The organism is Stieleria tagensis, assembly GCF_024129865.1.
GTDB classification, from domain to species: Bacteria; Planctomycetota; Planctomycetia; order Pirellulales; family Pirellulaceae; genus Stieleria; species Stieleria tagensis.
The window spans coordinates 20,490-40,730 of the sequence record NZ_JAMYFE010000035.1; the positions used below are offsets into that span (position 1 = coordinate 20,490).

General features: G+C 56.0%; 14 protein-coding genes. 8 read left to right on the plus strand and 6 right to left on the minus strand.

All coding sequences use genetic code 11. The features are described 5' to 3' along the window. Positions 1 to 82: 82 nt before the first annotated feature. Genes NHH03_RS07585 through NHH03_RS07600 form a run of 4 tightly spaced genes read right to left on the minus strand, consistent with a single transcriptional unit; the run spans position 83 to position 3,895 of the window. A complete protein-coding gene (locus NHH03_RS07585) occupies positions 83 to 310 on the minus strand; it encodes a hypothetical protein (protein WP_253155163.1) in 228 nt (75 codons plus the stop codon). A gap of 26 nt (positions 311 to 336) precedes the next feature. Then, positions 337 to 2,109, minus strand: coding sequence for a BCCT family transporter (locus NHH03_RS07590; RefSeq protein WP_253155164.1), 1,773 nt, complete (start codon positions 2,107 to 2,109; stop codon positions 337 to 339). Between the two features lie 17 nt (positions 2,110 to 2,126). After that, a complete protein-coding gene (locus NHH03_RS07595; protein ID WP_253155165.1) occupies positions 2,127 to 3,029 on the minus strand; it encodes a class I SAM-dependent methyltransferase in 903 nt (300 codons plus the stop codon). Next, the gene (locus NHH03_RS07600; protein WP_253155166.1) at positions 3,026 to 3,895 is read right to left on the minus strand and encodes a glycine/sarcosine N-methyltransferase; all 870 of its coding nucleotides are present in this window, start codon (positions 3,893 to 3,895) and stop codon (positions 3,026 to 3,028) included. Before NHH03_RS07600 ends, NHH03_RS07595 begins: the two co-directional genes overlap by 4 nt. Positions 3,896 to 4,122: 227 nt before the next feature. Between NHH03_RS07600 and NHH03_RS07605 the strand changes: the two genes are divergently transcribed. Further along, positions 4,123 to 4,710 carry a MarR family winged helix-turn-helix transcriptional regulator gene (locus NHH03_RS07605; RefSeq protein ID WP_253155167.1) on the plus strand — a complete coding sequence of 196 codons (588 nt, stop codon included), beginning with the start codon at positions 4,123 to 4,125 and terminating at the stop codon, positions 4,708 to 4,710. A 37-nt stretch (positions 4,711 to 4,747) separates the two neighbouring features. Here NHH03_RS07605 and NHH03_RS07610 read toward each other — a convergent pair whose 3' ends face one another. Continuing rightward, positions 4,748 to 5,365, minus strand: coding sequence for a TetR/AcrR family transcriptional regulator (locus NHH03_RS07610; protein ID WP_253155168.1), 618 nt, complete (start codon positions 5,363 to 5,365; stop codon positions 4,748 to 4,750). 108 nt (positions 5,366 to 5,473) lie between these two features. Here NHH03_RS07610 and NHH03_RS07615 point away from each other — a divergent pair, with 108 nt between their 5' ends. Both NHH03_RS07615 and NHH03_RS07620 read left to right on the plus strand, forming a co-directional pair. Continuing rightward, positions 5,474 to 7,144, plus strand: coding sequence for an efflux RND transporter periplasmic adaptor subunit (locus tag NHH03_RS07615; RefSeq protein WP_253155169.1), 1,671 nt, complete (start codon positions 5,474 to 5,476; stop codon positions 7,142 to 7,144). Beyond that, the gene (locus NHH03_RS07620; RefSeq protein ID WP_253155170.1) at positions 7,141 to 10,482 is read left to right on the plus strand and encodes an efflux RND transporter permease subunit; all 3,342 of its coding nucleotides are present in this window, start codon (positions 7,141 to 7,143) and stop codon (positions 10,480 to 10,482) included. Before NHH03_RS07615 ends, NHH03_RS07620 begins: the two co-directional genes overlap by 4 nt. A gap of 63 nt (positions 10,483 to 10,545) precedes the next feature. Here the strand turns inward: NHH03_RS07620 and NHH03_RS07625 are convergent, their stop codons facing one another. Further along, entirely contained in the window at positions 10,546 to 11,277 is a 732-nt protein-coding gene (locus NHH03_RS07625) for a hypothetical protein (RefSeq protein ID WP_253155171.1), read from the minus strand. A gap of 215 nt (positions 11,278 to 11,492) precedes the next feature. Here NHH03_RS07625 and NHH03_RS07630 point away from each other — a divergent pair, with 215 nt between their 5' ends. The 5 genes from NHH03_RS07630 (at position 11,493) to NHH03_RS07650 (ending at position 20,091) form a co-directional block, all read left to right on the plus strand. Continuing rightward, on the plus strand, positions 11,493 to 12,038 hold the full coding sequence (locus NHH03_RS07630) for a sigma-70 family RNA polymerase sigma factor (protein WP_253155172.1): 546 nt from the start codon (positions 11,493 to 11,495) through the stop codon (positions 12,036 to 12,038). Continuing rightward, complete coding sequence (locus tag NHH03_RS07635; protein WP_253155173.1) at positions 12,035 to 13,771, plus strand: LamG-like jellyroll fold domain-containing protein; 1,737 nt, start codon at positions 12,035 to 12,037, stop codon at positions 13,769 to 13,771. Before NHH03_RS07630 ends, NHH03_RS07635 begins: the two co-directional genes overlap by 4 nt. Positions 13,772 to 14,073: 302 nt before the next feature. Next, the gene (locus NHH03_RS07640; protein ID WP_253155174.1) at positions 14,074 to 15,708 is read left to right on the plus strand and encodes a sulfatase; all 1,635 of its coding nucleotides are present in this window, start codon (positions 14,074 to 14,076) and stop codon (positions 15,706 to 15,708) included. A gap of 55 nt (positions 15,709 to 15,763) precedes the next feature. Next, a complete protein-coding gene (locus NHH03_RS07645; protein WP_253155175.1) occupies positions 15,764 to 18,571 on the plus strand; it encodes a PSD1 and planctomycete cytochrome C domain-containing protein in 2,808 nt (935 codons plus the stop codon). Then, entirely contained in the window at positions 18,568 to 20,091 is a 1,524-nt protein-coding gene (locus NHH03_RS07650) for a DUF1501 domain-containing protein (RefSeq protein ID WP_253155176.1), read from the plus strand. Before NHH03_RS07645 ends, NHH03_RS07650 begins: the two co-directional genes overlap by 4 nt. Positions 20,092 to 20,241 lie beyond the last annotated feature (150 nt).

Consider the following 20,241-nt stretch of genomic DNA (forward strand, 5'->3'; position numbering starts at 1 on the left):
GACGGACCTTCAGCGTCAACAGACGACGCCTGAAACGCAAGAATAACGAGAAAGAGAACAGCCAAGCGCAAACAATCTTTTCCTATCGTCGGCGGACTCGTTTGAGCCAGTAATCAACGCCCATTTCATTCATCACATTGCCGTCCAAACAAACCTTGATGCTTTCGGCGCCATCGGCAACTTGTTGCAACTGCTTCGCTGCTGATTCTCCACTTTCGGCGTCGACTTGAACAGACGACACCATGTCACCATGGCTATCGATTTGCTTAATTTCATAAGTCTTCAGTCCACCTTCTTGATCTGATCCCATATTCCAATCCATTTTGTATCTCCCTTCTACGAGTTAACACGAATCTTTGCGGCCGCATTGCCGGCCGCATCATTTTTGACCGAGATCTCCTCGGCCATCACTTTGCCGGTCGTCTTGATCGCCGCGGCTTCATTGGCCAGGGCAACGACCAGCCCACAGCAGGCCATGATCAACACAATCACAAACGGCAACGCCGCCGTGATCGCGGCAGCCTGCAGTGCCTCCAATCCGCCAGCATACAGCAATGCCGCTGCCACCAATCCTTCGGCAATCGCCCAAAACAGGCGCGTGCCCATCGGTGGATCCGGATTGCCACCCGAGGCAATCATATCGATCACCATCGATGCGGAATCGGAGGATGTCACAAAGAACAACACGATGCACAGCGTGGCAATCCCGACCCCAAGCTTGACCAACCACTGCGATTGGAAAAGCTCGTCCAACAGAACAAACAGAACCGTTGGTAAAGTATCTATCCTGGTCTGACCGCCCGGTGTCACGACGGCTGCCTGCAAGTACTCTACCGCTGTCAGCGATTTTTCTTTGCGTGCATAACTTCCGTCGTCGTTACGAACTAGTTTACCATCTCTGTCAAATTGACCAACCCAAAAGCTCGGCAATGACTCGGTGGAGCCGTTGCCAGTCACTTCCTGGCGAATTGCCGTGTGTTGACGCAAAGTGGCCGTCCCGAACGCCGTTAACCACAACACAGCGACGACGGTGGGCACCAAGACCACGCCGCCAATGAATTCTCGAATGGTACGCCCGCGCGACACTCGTGCAATGAACATACCAACAAAGGGCGACCAGCTGATCCACCACGCCCAGTAGAACACCGTCCAACTGCTGACCCAGTCTCGACTTTCGCTGCTAAACGCTCCCGTGCGAAACGAATTGAACGGCAAGACTTGCAAATAGGCGCCAAAGTTTTCGACCGAGGCCGATAAAAACGCGACGACGCCACCGCCGAGCACCACCAGTAACATCAACGCCGCTGCCAGTGCAATGTTCAATTCACTCAATCGGCGAATTCCGGCGTCCAATCCGAGCACCACGGACACCGTCGCCATCGCCGTGATTGCCGCAATCAGCATCACCTGGGTCCCCTGACCGCTGGGGATCCCAAATAAGAATGATAACCCCGCATTGACCTGTTGGGCGCCGATCCCAAGTGATGTCGCCACCCCCATCAAGGTCGCAAGAATCGACAGCACGTCGATCACGTCACCAGTTCGCCCCCAAACACGGTCACCCAGAATCGGATGCAGCAAGGAGCGAAAACTGAGTGGCATCTGGCGGCGAAAACCGAAATACGCCAGGCCCAGGCCGACGACGGCGTAGAGCGCCCACGGATGCAGGCCCCAATGGAAAATCGTCGCCGCCATCGATAGCCGCGACGCGTCCAATCCATCGGCGAACCCCGGCGGCGGTGATTGGAAATGATAGATCGGTTCGGCCACACTGAAAAACAGCAATCCGATTCCCATGCCTGCACTAAACAGCATCGCGAACCATGACAGGCTGCTGAATTCCGGTTGCTCGTCGTCGCGTCCCAAACGAACGCGGCCATAGCGCCCCAGTGCCAGCCAAACTGAGAACAGTAAAAAACCAGACATCGACGCCACATACAGCCAACCGAATCGATCGCCGATCCAATCACGAACGCCGAGCAGGGTTGATTGCAGGGTTTCACCGGGCACCACAAAACACATCGCGACCAGTCCAGCAACAATCACTGCCGCGGCTGGAAACACGACCGGGTGCATCTCAAAATGACGCCCCAGTCGGTAACAAGGCATCCTGTCAACCGATTCACTCATAGGCACTCGCGCGTCGGTTTTGCGAATAGAAAGACGCCCCACGACAAATAGCCACGGTTGCCCCCGTCGATCCAGCGGCGCAGACCCTGCTTCATCTGTTGCAAGTAGTCGTCAGAAATCGTTTTCAATAATTCCGACTCCTGTTGCTCTGTGGTCTGCAAGACACGCGTGTAATGGTTGACCAATTGATGGGTGTGGTCTTCGAATTCCATGTCTTTCCACCCCAGTTCAGCGGCAGCGGAGCGATAGAAATCTGGCGATCCAAAATCGGGCAGATGAATCCGAGCCAGGATGGGATCCAGCACACCGTCGGGACAGCTGTCGCTTTGCATCGGATCGGTGAATACGAAACGCCCGCCCGGACGCAGCACTCGATCGACCTCCGCTAGCACCTGTCGCCGATCTCCGGAATGCAAAATGGCGTCTTGTGACCAGACGAAATCGACGGACTCATCGTCGACCGGCAAGGCTTCGAAACTGCCATCGATCACTTCGATCCGATCGCCCGTGCCGGCCTGTTGGTTGAGTTCCCGGTTCCGCTTGTTCTCGGCTTCTGCCAGGTTCACGCAAATCACCCGACAACCAAATCGTTCCACCAATCGTCGCGCTGCGCCCCCGTACCCCGAACCGATATCCAATACGACCGAATCGGTGTTGATGCCACTTAAGTCACAGCTCAAATCTTCGCTCAGATGACTGCGGCTGAAATCACCGGCTGCCAAGCGATCACCCAGGTGGTCGACTGTGCGGCGGCTCGCTTGCTTGATCGGTTCCTCGAGCGATTGGTACATGCCGACATGGATGTCTTCGCCGCCCCATACTTGAGCGTAAAACCGGTCCGCATCGTCACTGTTGTAATAGTCGCGCGCGGTCTGAGTCGCGGGGGTCATCGCGCTCATGCTTGGCCTCCGCTGCTATCGCTGTCTGCTGCATCGCCCTCGCCGTCCTTCTCGTACAGCTTGGACGCAACGTGCACGAAAAAGTCCGGATGGTCGTCGTGATAGGTCTCCATGAAATCGCCATAGGTTTCGATCGACTGGAAACCGACTTCGCGCATCAGCCCTCGCGTGTACTCCTTGCGCAGCGGGAACATGTTCAGGTGGTACACCGACCCATCGGCAAACGCGTATTGAAACCGGGCCAGCCCCTCGTCCATATGCTCCGGTTCGGCAGAAACCTTTTCGCCGCAGTAGTAGTATTTGTGCTTTGAGCTGAAACCATTATCCAAGATCGAATCGTAATTTCTCTGGTCCAGAATGAGCACGCCGTCGTGTACCAGGGCCGAATAAAACTCGGCAAGTGTTTTCCGCCGATCACGCTCGCTGAACAGGTGCGTGAAGGAGTTCCCCAGACAGATCACAGCATCAAACCGTCCGTAGACGTCTCGGTTTAACCACCGCCAATCGGCCTGCACCGTCCGCAGCACATGACCGCGACGACGACCATTTTCAAACGCCCTGGCCAGCATGTAGGGGCTGCCGTCTGCACTGACCACGTCAAATCCGGCTTCGATTAAGCGGGCCGAGTGGAATCCGGTGCCGGTCGCAACGTCCAGTACCCGTTTCACACCACGCGAGCGAAGTTGTTCGATGAAAAAATCGCCCTCTGCCTCCCAACGCTGATCCCAGTCGATCAATTCGTCCCATTTTTCGACAAATCCACGTACGTATTCGTCCGTGTATTTGTCCGTGTGTCGCACTTCGGTGGGGTCATGCCCGTAGTCCTGTGGTTTATAGTCGAGCAGCGAATCGTTGGGAGCAGTCACTCTGTGGATTCCTCATTTGGGGGGCATTGGGCGGGTGGACGACGCTGCTACAGGGTAACAGAAAGTGCTTTGTGTCGAAAGTAAACCTCGCTGCAGAGTTCCCCTGACCAGCGATCTCGGTCAGAATGGCGACCGCAAGCACCACCTGGTCTTTTGCTCAGGTAGCCCAATCACTGTGCCCTATGGGTGACGTGTTCTCCCTTCGATTTTGTCAGGAATGTGTTTCATTGCTTTCTCATGAAGATCAGATTGTCGCCGCAATACGCCAGATCATACGCGCGGTCGATCTACATTCTCGGCAGTTGTTCGATGTCCATGGCATGACCGGGCCGCAACTGGCAGTGCTACAGGAAGCCAAGCGGTTGGGGCCGACGTCGCCGACCTCGCTGGCTCGAGCGGTGCATCTCAGTCAAGCCACGGTGACGGGGATCCTGAAACGCTTGGAGCGGCGACTGCTGATCGATCGCCAGCCCAGTCCGGATGATCGTCGATCGGTGCTTGTCAGTATCACTGACAAGGGACAAGCGATCTTGGAAGCGTCGCCATCACTGCTGCAAGACCGCTTTCGCAATTCTCTTTCGTCGTTGGAAGAATGGGAGCGTCTGCAGATCCTGGCCACCATGCAGCGCGTCGCCATGCTGATGGACGCTGACAATTTGGACGCCAGCCCACACCTGACGCCCGGTGACATCCGCGCTGTACTCGACCCTGCTGTGCTCGACCCGGCAGTGCCGGACTCTGTCTCGTCAGATGCTGCGGCGCCTGGTGACTTGGCCAGCAACGACACCGACAATAACAGCGAAGCATCTGCCTAGCAGTTGACGGGCCGATCGCTCGATCGGGATCTTTCGATCAACGGCAATGCGCTTTCAAAAACATCGTCACGCACTCTTTGATGTATTTTTTTGGCGGTGTGCGGTGGATCTGTTTGGTGACGCCGATCAGTCGCGGCCAAAAGGCGTACGACAATAGCAAGCCCACCAGTTGCTCCGCCGCCACCTCGGCCTGTGGCACTCGCAACTGTTTGTCGCGATGCGCCGCCGTCAACCAATCCGCCAGGTGGCGGTCAATCTTGCCGGTTTGCTGCGTCAAAACCTCGCCCAATTCTGGCGCCGTCATCATTCGCGACATCACCACCCGCGCCAAATTCTGGAAATGATCGTCGCCGACCGTGTCGACGATTTGCGTTGCAATCGCCGTCAGCTGATGCTCGAGTGAAACGCCGGTTTGGTACTCAAATTCCACAATCACGTCTGCGCAGCAAACCAGCTGCTGCATGATCGCGGAAAACAAATCTTCTTTGCTGGGAAAATGGTTGTAGACCGTCCGTTTGGACACGTTGGCGGTCTCGGCGATCTGATCCATGCTGGTGTTGTCGAATCCGCGAGAGCGAAATTCGCTGACCGCCGCCTGCAAGATTGCACGCCGCTTGCGGTCGCTGATTCGCTCTTTTTTTCCGGAAGTTGCCACGTTGCTCTTGCTCAAATTTACACCGCACGGTTTACTTTCTTGCTGCAGTGGTACACTGTACGGTGTAGTTTAGTTGCAAGCAAGGTCAGCCAACTGCGGGACGAATGGATGAAACAATTGAGTTGCCTGTTGATGGCACTAGCCATGATCGGATGCGGCAATCGCGATCCAGTGTATCCGCCCAAACCGCCTCGCGCGGTGACCACCATGACGTTGCAGCAGAGCGAGCCGGATTCTTCCTATCTGGTTTCGGGCAGCGTCAAATCGTGGAAAACCGAAGCGATCGGCTTCGAAATCCCTGGCCGAATCCAATGGGTTTTGGAACCCGGGGAAAATGTGTTCGGGCGTGTCGAAGACGCCGAGGGACGCTTGATCTCGCAGGGCACGCCGCTGGCAAAGATTGATCCCGAACGCTACGAGGTGGCAGTCGAATCGGCCAAGGCGGCGTTGGATGTCGCTACACTCGAGGTCGAAGTCGCATCGATCCGAATGACCGAATCCATTCCGGCTGATCTCGAATCCGCCAAGTCGGACTTGGAACTGGCAAAGATTGATTTTGAGCGCGCCGAAAAACTGAAGCTGAAAAACGCGATTTCCGCGTCGCAATACGACGCGGCCGCCAACCGCATGACGACTCGGTCGGCGCGGATCAGTTCACTCGAATCGACATTGAAACAATCGGCAGCAGAACTGAAATCTGCCCAGGCACGCGTCGAAAGCGCCCGGCAAACGTTGCGTGATGCGCAGCGCGACCTTGCCAACACCACGCTCTACGCAGCCTACCGCGGTCAAATCTCCAGCGTCGATGTGGTTCCGGGCAGCGTTGTCACCGCGGGTGCCCCTGTCCTCACGCTGCAGATGATGGATCCGATCAAAGTCCAGATCGAAGTCTCGGCGGAACAATCACGGCGATTGCAGCGCCGCCAACAGGTCCCGGTCACGTTTGTCGGCCACAACCAACAGCCCGTTAACGACTCGGCACTGGTCTATGTGGTCGACCCGAGCGCCGACCCAGCGACGCGCACCTTTAGCGTGACGTTGCTGATCTTGAACCAGCAGGCGCGTCCACCGTTGCCCGATGATTTAGCCGGTTGTCATGTCGCCCGGACGCAAGATGTCTGGCCGCTGCAGATCAATTCAATCATTGGTGTTGCCGACGACACGCAGCTGGTCGAAGAAGATGCGATCGAAACAACCACCGATGGATCGTACGTTTGGCTGATGAGCAATGCATCCAAAGGAGAACCGATACCGGACTTGGTCAAACTTGAGAAACGCAAAGTCGAATTGCTCGATTTACGGATACCGTATTTGGGAAATTGGGTCTTTCGCCAGGTCAAGTTCGTTGGCGACGCGCCATCGCCACGGTGTCTGTTGGCCGGCCAGTTAGAATTTCCAGACGACGATCGCCAGCTTTGGGATCAGACGTCGTTGGTGTTTGATTCGGGACCACAGTGGATGCTTCGTCCTGGCGATCTGGTCCAGGTCAATCTGTCCAGCCAGTCGCTTGATCAGGGCTATTTCGTACCGGTCGATGCGGTCTATCAAGATGCCGGTTCGGCGTTTGTGTTTGTCGTCGATGCACAAGGCGATCAAACAATTGCATCCAAAACTCCCGTTCGTGTGGTCATCGGCGATGACTTGGACACCGGGTCGGTGATTCAAATCCTGCCGATGGACAGCGAGCAGTTTTCTAGCGACACACAGATCGTGGTCGAAGGGGTGCATTTTCTAGACGACGGCGAGCCGATTTCGATTCAGCGGGGTGACCGATCATGAATTTGGCTGCCTGGGCGGTGAAATACAAACCGATCGTCATCTCACTGGTCGTGCTGATGATGGTCTGGGGAACGATCGCATTTTTTTCGATGCCTCGTCGCGAGGACCCTGAGTTTACGATTCGTGTCTGCGTCGTTTCGACCCGCTGGCCGGGAGCGCCGGCGATGAAGGTCGAAGAATTGGTCACGGATAAGATCGAACAACAATTGATCAGCCTTGAGGAAGTCGAAACCGTTCGCTCGACCACGCGAACCGGCCAGTCGACCGTCTTTGTCGAACTCAATGATGAAATCGCCCCGGCGGAGATCCAGAACGTCTGGGATAAAGTTCGCGCCCGAGTCTCGTTGGCGAAAATGCCGGAGGACACGATCAAACCGATCGTCAACGACGAATTTGGTGACACTGCGGTGCTCCTGCTTGCGACACATCAGACGCCGGTGCATGGGCGCAGTGTGGTGCGCGAGGAAGATCGCTACTCGCCGCGCGAGCTGGAGGTGTTTGCGGAAACCATCGAGGACGCACTGCGACTGCTTCCCGGGGTTGCGAAAGTTGAAAAATTTGGAGTTCAGGACGAAGCGGTTTACATCGAAACTGACCTCGCCAACTGGTCTCAACAATCGTTGACCACCAACGAACTGGAACGATTGGCTTCACAGCGAAATATCATTCAGCCGGGTGGCCAGATTTCGACCGATGCCGGTCACTACAGTGTCAAACCGGGCGGCGAATTTGACGCCATCGACCAAATCAAACAGATCGCCAGTGTGGTTCGTGGCCGCGGCGACAGCGATGACGGCAACAATGTCTATCTGTCGGATCTTGGGTTGACGGTCACCCGTGGTTACGAAGACCCACCGCAGTATCTGTGTCGATATGGCGACATCAACTCGTCGTCACCGGCGGTGATGGTGGCTGTCACGATGCGATCCGGTTCCAACATCATCCAGATTTGTGAAGCGGCAAAACAGCGCGTCAACGAACTGTCGATGATCGAACAACAATTGCCACCGGACATCACCGTGACAGCGGTCTCGGATCAATCGGAGAACGTTCAGGCGAAAATCAGCGATGTAATCATCAACGTCATCGAAGCCATTTTGATCGTCGTCGTCGTCGTCTACTTGGTCGTCGGCTTTCGCACTTCGTTTGTGATGGCGGCCAATATTCCCGTCGTCGTGATCTCCTCGGTCGGCTTGATCGCGATGCTGGGTGTCCAACTGGAACAGATTTCGCTGGCAGCCATCATCATTTCGCTGGGATTATTGGTCGACAATGCCGTCCAGGTTTGTGATCAAGCCAGGACCAATCAGATCGCCGGCATGAAACCCTTTCCGGCGGCGATCGAGGGCGCCAACACGTTGGCGGTTCCGATGTTGGTTGGGACGCTGACAACCGTCGCCGCTTTTTTGCCGATGATGTTCATGCTCAAAGGTGGCGGCAAAGAATACGTCTACAGTTTGCCGGTGACCGTGTCGACGACGCTGGCGCTGAGCTGGTTGTTGGCGATGACGTTGTGCGTGATTCTAGCCGGTATGTTCATCCGCGCACCCCAGTCCGACGCGCCGGCGTCGCCGGTGGTGCGTGGGTTGACTCCGCTGGCGAGTTGGCTGGGAAAACGATTGCGGCGAAACGGCCGAACGCATGATCACAGCCATGCCATCGGCACTGTCACTTCTTCGGACAATCTGCTGCAACGCTGGTACGCTGTCACCGCAGGCATTGCGGTGCGCTGGAAGTGGTTGACGCTGCTGCTGACCCTTGTGTTCTGTGTGGCGTTGATGTCGCTCCCGGTGAGTTCGGAATTCTTTCCCGAAGCGTCGCGAGATCAGTTTGCCGTCAAAATTCAGTTGCCCGAAACGGCGACGATTGCCCAAACCGATGCGATCGCGAAGCAGGTCGAAGATGTGATTCGCAAACTCAGCCCGGTTGCCGACGGCCAGCCGCAATACAATCAAAAACCGCAGCGTTTACGCGCGATGCGGACGATGGTCGGCGGCGGTGGATCGCGTTGGGCGTTGGCCTGGGATCCCGAGCCGCCATCGCGAAATTATGCCGAAATCCTGGTCCGCACCACCGATGGCCGTTACACCGCTGACTATGTGAACCAACTGCGCTCGGTTTGCCAGCGCGGGGATCGCGATTTGCAGATTGATCCGATCGTGGGTGCCCGTGTCGTCCCGCTGAAACTGGCACTCGGCCCGCCGGCGGATCCATTGGTGTTTCGCATTTTGGGCAGCGGCTTTGCCGACACCGCGCGATTGCGAGAGATCAGCAATCGCGTCAAACGACTCGTCAAAACACAACCCGAAACATGGAACGTGAATGATTCATGGGGTGTCGATGGGTACCAGATCCAAGTCGACGTGGACAAGGACCGTGCGACGCTGGCCGGAATCACCAACAACCAGATTGCCAAGACACTCAACTCCTATTATTCCGGGTTGCAGTTGACCACCTTTCGCGAAGGCGACCACCAAGTCCCGATCTTTTTCCGCTTGCGTCCCGAGGGGCGAACATCGATCCGAGGCCTGCAGGAATCATTCGTCGAAGGTGACAAGGGGAAGGTGCCGCTGTCGACGTTGGCTGATTTCCGTTTTTCATGGGAGCCTGAAAAAATCCAACGTCGCGACATGAATCGCGTCATCGAAGTCTCGTCGCGAATGTACCCCGGGGCGACAGGAAACGACGTTGTGAAACGCGTTTTAAACTCGCCGGAAATGACAGATTTGAAGGCTTCGTTGCCGAGCGGATACTGGATCGAAACCGGAGGTGCGTTTGAAGAAAGTCAGGAATCGGGCGGCCAAATGATGCTTTCGTTTCTCGCCTCGTTCGTGTTGATCGTGATCTGTTTGATCGTTCAGTACAACGGATGGTCGAAACCGATGATGATTCTGTGCACGCTACCGATGGCTTTGGTGGGCGCTTGGGTGGGACTTTCATTGACCAACAACTCACTCGGTTTCATGCCCCAGTTAGGGATTCTGGCGCTGTTCGGCATCGTGCTGAACACCGCGATCATCTTTGTCGAATTTGCTGACATCTTGATCGCTCAGCGCTCTCATCGCGCCGCTGCTGATGAAACCGCGGTCGGGCTTAGCCGCGAGGAATTTCATCAATGCCTGATCGATGCCGGCAAACAACGCATGCTGCCGATCTTTTTGACCACCGCGACAACGGTCGGTGGTTTGATCCCATTGGCAATCAGCGGTGGTCCGCTGTGGACCGGATTGGCCTGGTGCATGATTTCCGGATTGCTCTTGACCACCATCCTGACGCTGTACGTTCTGCCGGCCCTGTACGCGGCAATGGTCGAAACATTGCGTGTCAAAGTGATTTGATTCGCCGTGAAACCAGCGGATATCAACAGCGGACACCGGCCTCCCGGAGGCCGGTTACAGTATTCATTGGTGGGTTGATTCGGAGCGTTCTCGTTTGGCCAACAGGTCCTGTGGTATGGCCAGCAGGTCCACTGCGATTTCTGCAATGATCGTTCGGCCTTTGGTCAACCAGGCCGATGCAAACGCCCAGACGGCGATCCATTCCATCCAGAATAGAAAGTTGTATCGATTCAACGTTCGTTTCCAATCCGCCGGCAGCAAGAACAGATACGCACCCATCGCCGCCATGCTCAACAGGATCACCAGTCCGCTGCTGCGATAAACAAAATTACGTTGAGTTTCCCGCGGTTCCGGCCGATGATCAGGCCCCTTGGATTTGGGAAAGTGATACAGCGAGTAAAACGCGAATGTCAAAAAGAAGACCCCGCCGCTGAACGAATGCAAATAGCCAACCAGCGATCGCTGAAACAGTGGATCACTGTTGGCATCGAGCGGAAACAGAGCGATCCCAAACGCCGACAGACTGCCCAGATTGGCCGTCCAGTTCTCGATCCAGTCGTAGCCGCGGTAGCAGTACAGGAACGTCCCGATTGCACAGAGCCCCGCGACGAACACATCACGCATTGGGGTGTGATAGTAGCTGCTGATGTTGTCTTGAAATGGAATTCCGAACAACAACCAACCACCCGGCCCTAATACGATCGGCAGCAAAAATCCACTCATCCCGATCGCACGACGAATTCCGATGTACGAGACCACCAACGCATTGGTTTTCTCGGATAATTCAGGAATCATGAAGGGCTTTTCATCCGGTTGCAGCAACGAAGCGGGGAAACATCTGATGAAATCAGAGTGCTATTTGTAGCACACCGGGGCGTGCATTCCGTCCCCCTGGATGCTGGGCGTTCAAATGCACAGCCCGACAAATGCACAGCCCGACGCCCGAAAGCAAACACAGAAATTTTAATTTTTTCCGTTAGGTTGACGCCACTCGGACTATCAACGTGAACATGACGACGCAATCCAATCCTGACCGATTTGACGGCCCCGAGAATTTGGCGATGGAAATCACAGCCATCCAGCCTCGGTTGTACGGATTTATCCTGAAACGATTGGCCGATCGGGAGCAGACGCTGGAAGTGTTGCAGCGGACCAATTTGATTTTGTGTCGCAAGGCCGATGAATTCCAACAGGGATCCAGTTTTACAGCCTGGGCTTTCACGATCGCCAAATTCCAAGTCATGGCGTATCGCAAGTCAGCGAGCAGCGGACGATTGGTGTTTTCCGACAAAGTCCAGGAGTTGCTCGATCGCCATCCCGATCACGAGATCGATTCGGTCGATGATCGAATTTCAGTGCTCCGCGGCTGTTTGCAACGTCTTCGCAGCGACGATCGAGAATTGATCCAGCAACGCTATCGGGACGGCGAGCCGATCGCGGCGATTGCCAACGGCCTGGCAAAGTCCGTCGATGCGATTTCAATGCGTCTCTCTCGGGTTCGAAAACAACTCGCGATCTGTGTTCGATCCGGGCTTGGCAGCGAGGTGTCCGCATGAGCAATCTGTTTCACAAAGAACTGCTGCAGTTGGTCAATCTGTTGATCGATGGCCAATTGACGACTCAGCAGGCCGCACAGTTGGACGACTTGCTGGCCAGTTCGCCGGAAGCGTTGGCAGAGTACAACGAATTGCTGGACAACCACGAAGCGTTGTGTGCGATCTATCCCGGTGATGTGTACGGCGCGTCGTTGGAGACGGGCGAATTGCCCGTTCAAGTTCAAACACCAGCACCGGCCGACAGCAATCGCAGTCACGCCTGGTCCGGGCGTTCTGCAACGGGGCGTGCACTGACCGGTTGGGCATTGGCCGGGTGGGCACTGGCAACCGCGGTCTTGGTTGCCGTTGGTGTCACCGGCTACTTGCTGGGCAATGAGCGTCGGGTCGCGCATCAGGATTCCCCGTTGGCTGGTGCGGAAACCTTGGGAACCGAGCAAAAGCTTGCCGGGCATGCGACCTTGCGGCAATCGATTGATTTGAAATGGTCCGACGGATCAGCTCTCTATCGGGACGGCGATGTGTTGCCCCAGGGGCTGTTGCAGTTTGATGCTGGTGTGGCGGAAATTGATTTTTTTTGTGGGGCGACGCTGATCGTCGAAGGCCCGGCCACACTCGATTTGGAATCCGATTGGTCGCTACGGGTGATCCATGGGCGATTGCGAGCGAATGTGCCACCGGCGGCACGTGGGTTTGTCGTCAAAGCTGCGGACTCCGAAATCATTGACTTGGGGACCGAGTTTGCGCTGGAGGTGGGGGCCGACAACGCTCGGGTCGAAGTCATCGACGGCGAAGTCAAATTGCGTGGCGGTCAACACGACGGCAATCATCTAGTAACCGGTCAGCGACGTTGGCTAAGTGGCATCGAGTCCGACCCCGATTCGCTGCAAGATTTGAGCACCATCAACGATCTGAAGAAGCGAAGTGAAAACGCCACCGCAGAGCGATTTGAGCAATGGAAAAGCAGCTCGTCCGCGCTCCGCAACGATCCGCGATTGATTGCCTACTATCCAATTTCCGAGTCCCAGACCGGGCGAGTGGTTCACAACGTGGCGGTTAGTGGAAAATCAAGAGATGGCAAATTGGTTGGACCGGTGGAACGGACCAATGGCCGTTTTGGTCCGATTTCGGCTGGATTGGAATTTGATCGCCCGGCGGCCCGAGTACGAACACGGATTGATGGCGAATTCCAAGCCTTCACATTCACCTGTTGGGCTCGGATCGATAGCCTGGACCACGTCTACAACGCGCTGTTTATGGCTGATGGCTACGAAAACGGTGAACCACACTGGCAAATTCGCGATGACGGGCGACTGATGTTTTCGGTGATGGTCGATGACACTCAAGACATCCGTGTCTCCAGTCGTTTTGACGAGGGTGTGGTCCGCGATGCCGGTCTGCACCGCGTCTATTTTACCGAACCGATCTGGGACGTCTCCAAAAGCGGTCAGTGGTTTCATATCGCTGCGGTCTACGACCCCGCCAATCAACGGGTGACGCAGTATGTCAATGGAGAGCAAGTTGCCAACCAAGCGATCGTCGAACGATTTCATATCGACACACTTCGCATCGGCCCCGCTGAAATCGGCAACTGGGGGCAACCGTTTCGTCAAACACCTTGGTTCGCCGTTCGCAATCTGAACGGGACCATCGACGAACTCGCCATTTTCAACGCCGCATTACCAGCCACAGAAATCCACTCATTGTACGAACAAGGAAAACCAATCGGATATTGATTTAGTCGTGCCCCGTAAGCCGGCGTTTTTATGGTAACCCGACGCGTCAGAGAGGGATTTAGGGTGTTAACGGGATCCCTCGCTGACGCGTCGGGTTAACAAGAAACAATGCCCCACGCAAAAGCGTTGGCTTCAAAACGGACGCGTCGGGTTACTAACTCAACAGCCCGTAACGGGACAGGTTTCGATTAACGCCCAATTCCAATTTTCACGCGTCTAGCCAACCCGTCCCGACAAATCCACTCACTCACGCATCGTGCTGTACGACCGACAATCATCGTTCCTTCCACCCCTGATCATTGATGAACTTGAAACACTTTTTGATTGCCGCTGTGGTTCCGCTTGTGGGCGCGTGCGGCAGGTACGCAGCAGAGACAGATGCCGCCGAAAAACCGAATGTGTTGTTCATCGCGATCGACGACTTGCGTCCAGAGCTCGGCTGTTACGGTTCAAACCTGGCCATTTCTCCGAACCTGGACAAACTGGCAGGCGAAGGGTTGCTGTTTGAACGAGCCTACTGTCAACAAGCCATTTGCCGACCCTCGCGCGCCAGTCTGATGACAGGTGCTCGTCCTGACACGACTGGAATCACGCACAACTACATCGGGCTGCGGGATCTGAAACCGAATATCGTCACGTTGCCGGAACATTTCATCAAACACGGGTACGAGACGGTTTACTGTGGCAAAGTCTTTCACCACGGCGATACCGATGAAGCCCATTCATGGAGCCGCAATCCGGTCAAGAAGTTGGACGGCATCAAGAAGCCAACGGGCGGCTATGCACTTGACGAAAACAATCGCATCAGGTCGCAGAACATGCGTGAGATGCTGGCCAAATATGGCGAAGCGGCTCGACGTGGCCTGGGCAACGGACCCGCCTACGAATCTGCGGACGTTGCCGACCATGCCTACATCGATGGCTACAACACCCAGCTTGCGATCGCGACGTTAAACGAGATGGCAGAGTCCGGGGATAAGCCGTTTTTTTTGGCGTTGGGCTTTCAGAAACCGCATCTGAATTGGAATTCACCGAAACGCTACTGGGACCTGTACGACCGAGGCAAAATTGAATTGGCGACGCAAACCGAAGCCCCGCGTCACGGCGCTGCGATCGGCCTGCACCCTTCGTTCGAGCTTCGTGTTCGCCAGGGAATCCCCAAATTGGGTCCGATCGATACCGAGCTGGCCATCACTCTAAAGCATGCTTATTTGGCATGCGTCAGTTACGTCGACGCGCAGATCGGTCAAATGATTGCCGCTGTTGAACAGGCCGGTTTGCGTGACAACACGATCATCATCGTGTGGAGCGACCATGGCTGGCACCTGGGCGACATGGGGGTGTGGGGAAAAGCCACCAACTATGAAATCGCGACCCGGGTGCCACTGATTATCTGGACGCCCAAAATGAAGACGCACGGGCAAACCACCGATGCCTTGGTGGAATTGGTTGACATGTATCCGACGTTATGCGATTTGGCCGGTCTGCCGATCCCAGAACATGTCGAAGGCCACAGTTTTGCGGCCTTGCTCGATCACCCCAACCAGCCCTGGAAGTCAGCAGCGTTTAGTCAATTCCCCAGTCCCGCACTTCGTGAATGGGCAGCCAATCCATTGTCACAGGGAATGCGTGAGACATTCTTTGGTCCCCTGATCGAACAGGTCGAACAACGGATCATCGATCAGCAGGGCGACCGCTGGGACCGAGAATTGTTTGAACAACATTTGATGGGATATGCATTGCGCACCGATCGCTATCGATTGGTCGTGTGGCGCGACCAGCGAGATGCCCAATCCGATCCGCTATTCGTTGAACTCTACGATCACCAGACCGATCCAAAAGAAACCAACAACATTGCCGAAAACCATCCCGACCTTGTGCGTTCACTGGTCGAACAGCTCGATGCCGGATGGCAGCAAGCACTTCCCAAATCCTGAACACAGCCCGCGATCCAATCGCCAGCGATCACTACACCTGAGGATGACATCTAGCATGGTTCGTTTGCTTCTGCCGAACGCCGCGACTGTCGCGGTGCTGTTGGCCATCACCACCGTTTCTGCTGCCGAGACGGTTGATTTTGAACGCGACATCGCACCGATTTTTGAAGAGCGCTGCTCGTATTGTCATGGGGAAGATGAACAGGAGTCGGGTCTACGTTTGGACCAACGGGCAAGCCTCTTGCGCGGTGGGGATTCCGGGTTTGCAGCGGTGGTGCCTGGCAAGCCGTCCAAGAGCTACCTGCTGGACTTGGTCAATCATGCCGAATCCGGGATGGAGATGCCGCCGGACGATGACAAGCTACCCGAATCAGAAATCGAGTTGCTGACGCGATGGATCCAGCAGGGCGCGGTCTGGCCGGGACAGATGCAGGAGATTGCCAAAGTCACCTCCGATCATTGGTCGTTTCAAAGTGTTCAACGACCGTCGGTCCCGCAAGCCGGCGTGGATTTTCCGATCACCGATTCCTACGGCAACTCGCTGGCCGTGCCGCGAAATGAGATCGATGCGTTCCTGCTGCGGAAGCTTAACCAGAAACAGCTTTCTTTTTCTAAGCCTGCCGAGCCACGTGATTTGATCCGGCGCGTCTCGATCGTACTGACGGGACTCGCCCCGACCCCGCAGCAGACGCAAACGTTCATCGACGCGTTTGCGCAGGCCCCCGACGAAACCTACCAGTCGCTTGTGGATCGGCTGTTGCAATCGCCTCACTTCGGCGAACGCTGGGCCCAACATTGGCTGGATGTGATTCGCTGGGCCGAAACGAACGGCTCCGAAGCCAACCTGTATCGCAAGAACGCCTGGATCTATCGCGACTATGTGGTCCGTGCGTTCAACAATGACATGCCTTATGACCAGTTTGTTCGTGAACAAATCGCGGGTGATTCAATGGGGGCCGGCGAAGCAACCGGCTTCTTGGTCGCCGGTCCGCACGTTCCAGCGGCCACCGTCGGCCGCGAACCCACGGCCATTCGACAAGCCCGCGCCGACCGGCTAGACGAAATCATGCAAACGGTTGGCGCTTCGATGATGGGAATCACGGTCGGCTGTGCCCGATGTCACAATCACAAATTTGATCCGATCACGATCAAAGATTACTACTCGATGACGGCGGTATTCGAAGACATCGAATTCGGCAGTCGATTTCCGGAATTTGGATCCGATCATCCGCGCCGCATACGCGGGGAGGCATTGCGGAAACAAATTGCCGAGCAACGCCAATTGCTGCGTGAAACCGGTGGCTGGGAAGAAGATTGGGGAGCGTTCCGGGAATTACACTTCCCGCCCGTGACCACGCGTTCGATTCGACTTCGATTCAAAATGACCAACGTCGGCTTGGACGAACTGCAAGTCTTTGGTCCCGACGAACGCAACGTCAACTTGGCGCATCAACAACAGGGCACTCTTGTCAGTGGACAGCCCGAGAAAGGTCTTGATGGTCGTTTTCCGATTGAACGTTTGATCGATGGCGAATTTGGCACGATGACCTGGCGTGCACAGTCAGCGAAAGATTCCGAAGATCGTCCATGGGTGCGTTTAGATTTTGAACAACCCCGACAAATCGACCGGCTGCGGTTGAGCAGTAACCGCGAGTACTTTTACGACACCGATTATCTGACCAAGAAACCTTACCTGCCACGTTACGAGTACGATGTCGATGTGCTTCAGAGCGACGGCAGTTGGCAACCGTGGGTCGGCACCTGGTCGGTCAATAAAGATCTGAACCAAAAGCACCCCGAACGTCGTGCTGCTTTGGCGGAGATTCAGCAGTCGATCGAACTACTGGCCGAACAAGGACCACGCCCCAGTTTTGTTGGCCGTTTGATTCGACCGGCCGTCACCCATGTCCTCCTACGTGGCAGTCCTGAATCGCCGCGTGACGAAGTCATGCCCGCCGGTCCAGAGATCTTGGACGGGGACTTGGAACTGAGTTCTGAGACGCCCGGATCGCAGCGCCGGGCCGAATTTGCACAGTGGATTAGCAGTTCTGAAAACCCATTGACCGCTCGCGTGATGGTCAATCGAATTTGGCACCACATCTTTGGCAATGGGATCGTGACCACGACCAGTGATTTCGGGGCGGCCGGTTCGCCTCCGTCGCACCCTGAACTACTCGATTGGATGGCCGCAGAATTTGCTCAGCCAGTCGGGGCTGATGCGAAACCGTGGTCGATCAAAGCGATGATCCGAAAGCTGGTCTTATCATCGGCGTTCCGGCAATCCAGCCATCCCAACCCCCACGGTTTGGCGACAGACGCCGGATCGACGCTGCTATGGCGTTTCCCACCACGGCGGATGGAAGCCGAAGTCATTCGTGACAATATCTTGCAAGCTTCCCAGTCGCTCGACCAGTCACTGGGCGGACGCAGTTTTCGCATTCACAACGAGAAAAAGACGTACGCCCAATGGGAGGTCGTCAACAACCATGGACCGGATACTTGGAGACGCATGCTGTATCAAGAACGGATGCGACGCGTCGACGACGAACTGTTTACCGCATTCGATTTTCCCGATTGTGGCCAGGTCCGCGCGAAACGTCCCGTTTCAACCACGCCGCTGCAGGCATTGAATTTGATGAACAGCGACTTTGTCATCGAACAGTCCCAATTGATCGCGGATCATGCCAGCCAAGCGACTGCGGGGGATTTGCCGAAGTCGATCCGCCGCTGTTTCGAACTGCTGCTGGACCGAGCCCCCGACCCGGATGAACTGGATGCCTGTCTGCAACTGGCCAATGAGAATGATTTGTCACTGGTTTGCCGTGCCCTGATTAACTCTAACGAATTTGCATTTCTACCATGAACGAAGCTGAACGCCTTTCTCCACAGGGCCGTCGCCTTCTGGATCGCCGCAACTTCCTGGGCACTGCCGGTCTGTCCACCGCCGGATTGGCGCTGACCAGCCTGCTGAGTGCCGACGGATTGTTGGGTAATGAACCGGGGAATGCCTCGCCCGAGCACCTGACCGCGGGCGGGCAGGCACCGATTCGTCCAGACATCGACCCCGGCAACCCTTATGCCGAGCGACCCTCGCACTTCGACATGCCGGCCAAACAGGTGCTGATGATTTATTTGCCGGGCGCGGTCAGTCACATCGATACGTTCGACTACAAACCCGAACTGACAAAGCTGCATGGCCAAAAACCACCGGGGATGCCAGAAGTCACTTTCGAAGGCCCCACCGGAAACATTGCCAAACCGTTTTGGGATTTCAAACCGCGCGGCCAGACCGGAAAAATGGTGTCCGACTTGTTGCCACATCTGGCCGAGCAGGTCGATGATTTCTGTTTCTTTCACTCGCTTTCAACCGACACCAGCGCGCACCCGCAGGGCGAAAACTTTATGAACACCGGGTTCACGATGGAAGGATTTCCATCGTTCGGATCCTGGGTGACCTACGCACTGGGGACAGAGAACCAAGAACTGCCAGCGTTCGTTGCGATCAATGATCCGCGCGGTCTGGCGCGCAGTGGCAAAAATAATTTTGGCAACGGGTTTTTGCCAGCGGCATTCCAAGGCACCGATTTCACCGCCAAAAATCCGCCCAATAATCTTTACCGTCCCGATCGTTTGACAGCGCAAGCAGACCGCGCCACCACGCATCTGCTAGAGAAATTGAACGCCAAGCACTTGGAACAATACCCCGGTGATGCCAACTTGGCCGGACGAATCGCAAGTTATGAATTGGCCGGACGGATGCAAACCTCCGTGCCGAACGTGATGGATCTGTCTGGTGAAACCGAGGCAACGTTGAAGTCCTACGGGGTCGAAGGTGGCAGCGAACTGCGCGGTCACTATGCCCGAAACTGTCTGCTGGCCCGACGGCTGTTGGAAAAAGGTGTGCGGGTCGTGCAACTGTTCAACGGTAGCGATCCGGCCGGCGGCAACGGAATCACCAACTGGGACTCACACGCCAACATCGCCGAGACCCACGCCATGCAAGCCGAGATCATGGATCAACCGACGGCGGCATTGATCGCCGATTTGAAACAGCGCGGCATGTTGGAGCACACGTTGGTGGTCTGGGCAACCGAATTTGGGCGGATGCCGTTCTTACAGGCCAATGGGACCGGCCGCGACCACAACCCCGATGCCTTCACCTGCTTCCTGGCCGGTGCCGGAGTCAAACCGGGGTTCAGCTACGGCGAAAGCGATGAGTTCGGATTCAAAGCGACGGTGAATAAAACCACCGTTTACGATTTCAACGCCACGCTGCTGCATTTGATGGGGCTGAACCACGAGCGGCTGACGTTCTATCACAACGGCCTGGAACGCCGCCTGACCAACGTTCACGGCCATGTTGTCAAAGACGTGCTGGCATAACAGCAGCAGCGACGGATGGCAGTTGTTTTCTCGCCAGGCCTTGGTTTTTCCTAACCCGACGCGTCAGTTTTGAAGCCCGCGCTGTTGCGATTCACTCGCCCGCTTGGAGGTCGTGCAGCTTCGCTCACGGATTCAGGTTGCGGTCTCTTT

Excerpts from the sequence above, each read along its gene's own strand:
- NHH03_RS07635 (WP_253155173.1), top strand. The coding sequence starts at position 12,035 with ATGAGCAATCTGTTTCACAAAGAACTGCTGCAGTTGGTCAATCTGTTG.
- NHH03_RS07640 (WP_253155174.1), top strand. The coding sequence starts at position 14,074 with ATGAACTTGAAACACTTTTTGATTGCCGCTGTGGTTCCGCTTGTGGGC.
- NHH03_RS07650 (WP_253155176.1), top strand. The coding sequence starts at position 18,568 with ATGAACGAAGCTGAACGCCTTTCTCCACAGGGCCGTCGCCTTCTGGAT.
- NHH03_RS07595 (WP_253155165.1), bottom strand. The coding sequence starts at position 3,029 with ATGAGCGCGATGACCCCCGCGACTCAGACCGCGCGCGACTATTACAAC.
- NHH03_RS07625 (WP_253155171.1), bottom strand. The coding sequence starts at position 11,277 with ATGATTCCTGAATTATCCGAGAAAACCAATGCGTTGGTGGTCTCGTAC.
- NHH03_RS07590 (WP_253155164.1), bottom strand. The coding sequence starts at position 2,109 with ATGCCTTGTTACCGACTGGGGCGTCATTTTGAGATGCACCCGGTCGTG.
- NHH03_RS07585 (WP_253155163.1), bottom strand. The coding sequence starts at position 310 with ATGGGATCAGATCAAGAAGGTGGACTGAAGACTTATGAAATTAAGCAA.
- NHH03_RS07645 (WP_253155175.1), top strand. The coding sequence starts at position 15,764 with ATGGTTCGTTTGCTTCTGCCGAACGCCGCGACTGTCGCGGTGCTGTTG.
- NHH03_RS07630 (WP_253155172.1), top strand. The coding sequence starts at position 11,493 with ATGACGACGCAATCCAATCCTGACCGATTTGACGGCCCCGAGAATTTG.
- NHH03_RS07615 (WP_253155169.1), top strand. The coding sequence starts at position 5,474 with ATGAAACAATTGAGTTGCCTGTTGATGGCACTAGCCATGATCGGATGC.
- NHH03_RS07620 (WP_253155170.1), top strand. The coding sequence starts at position 7,141 with ATGAATTTGGCTGCCTGGGCGGTGAAATACAAACCGATCGTCATCTCA.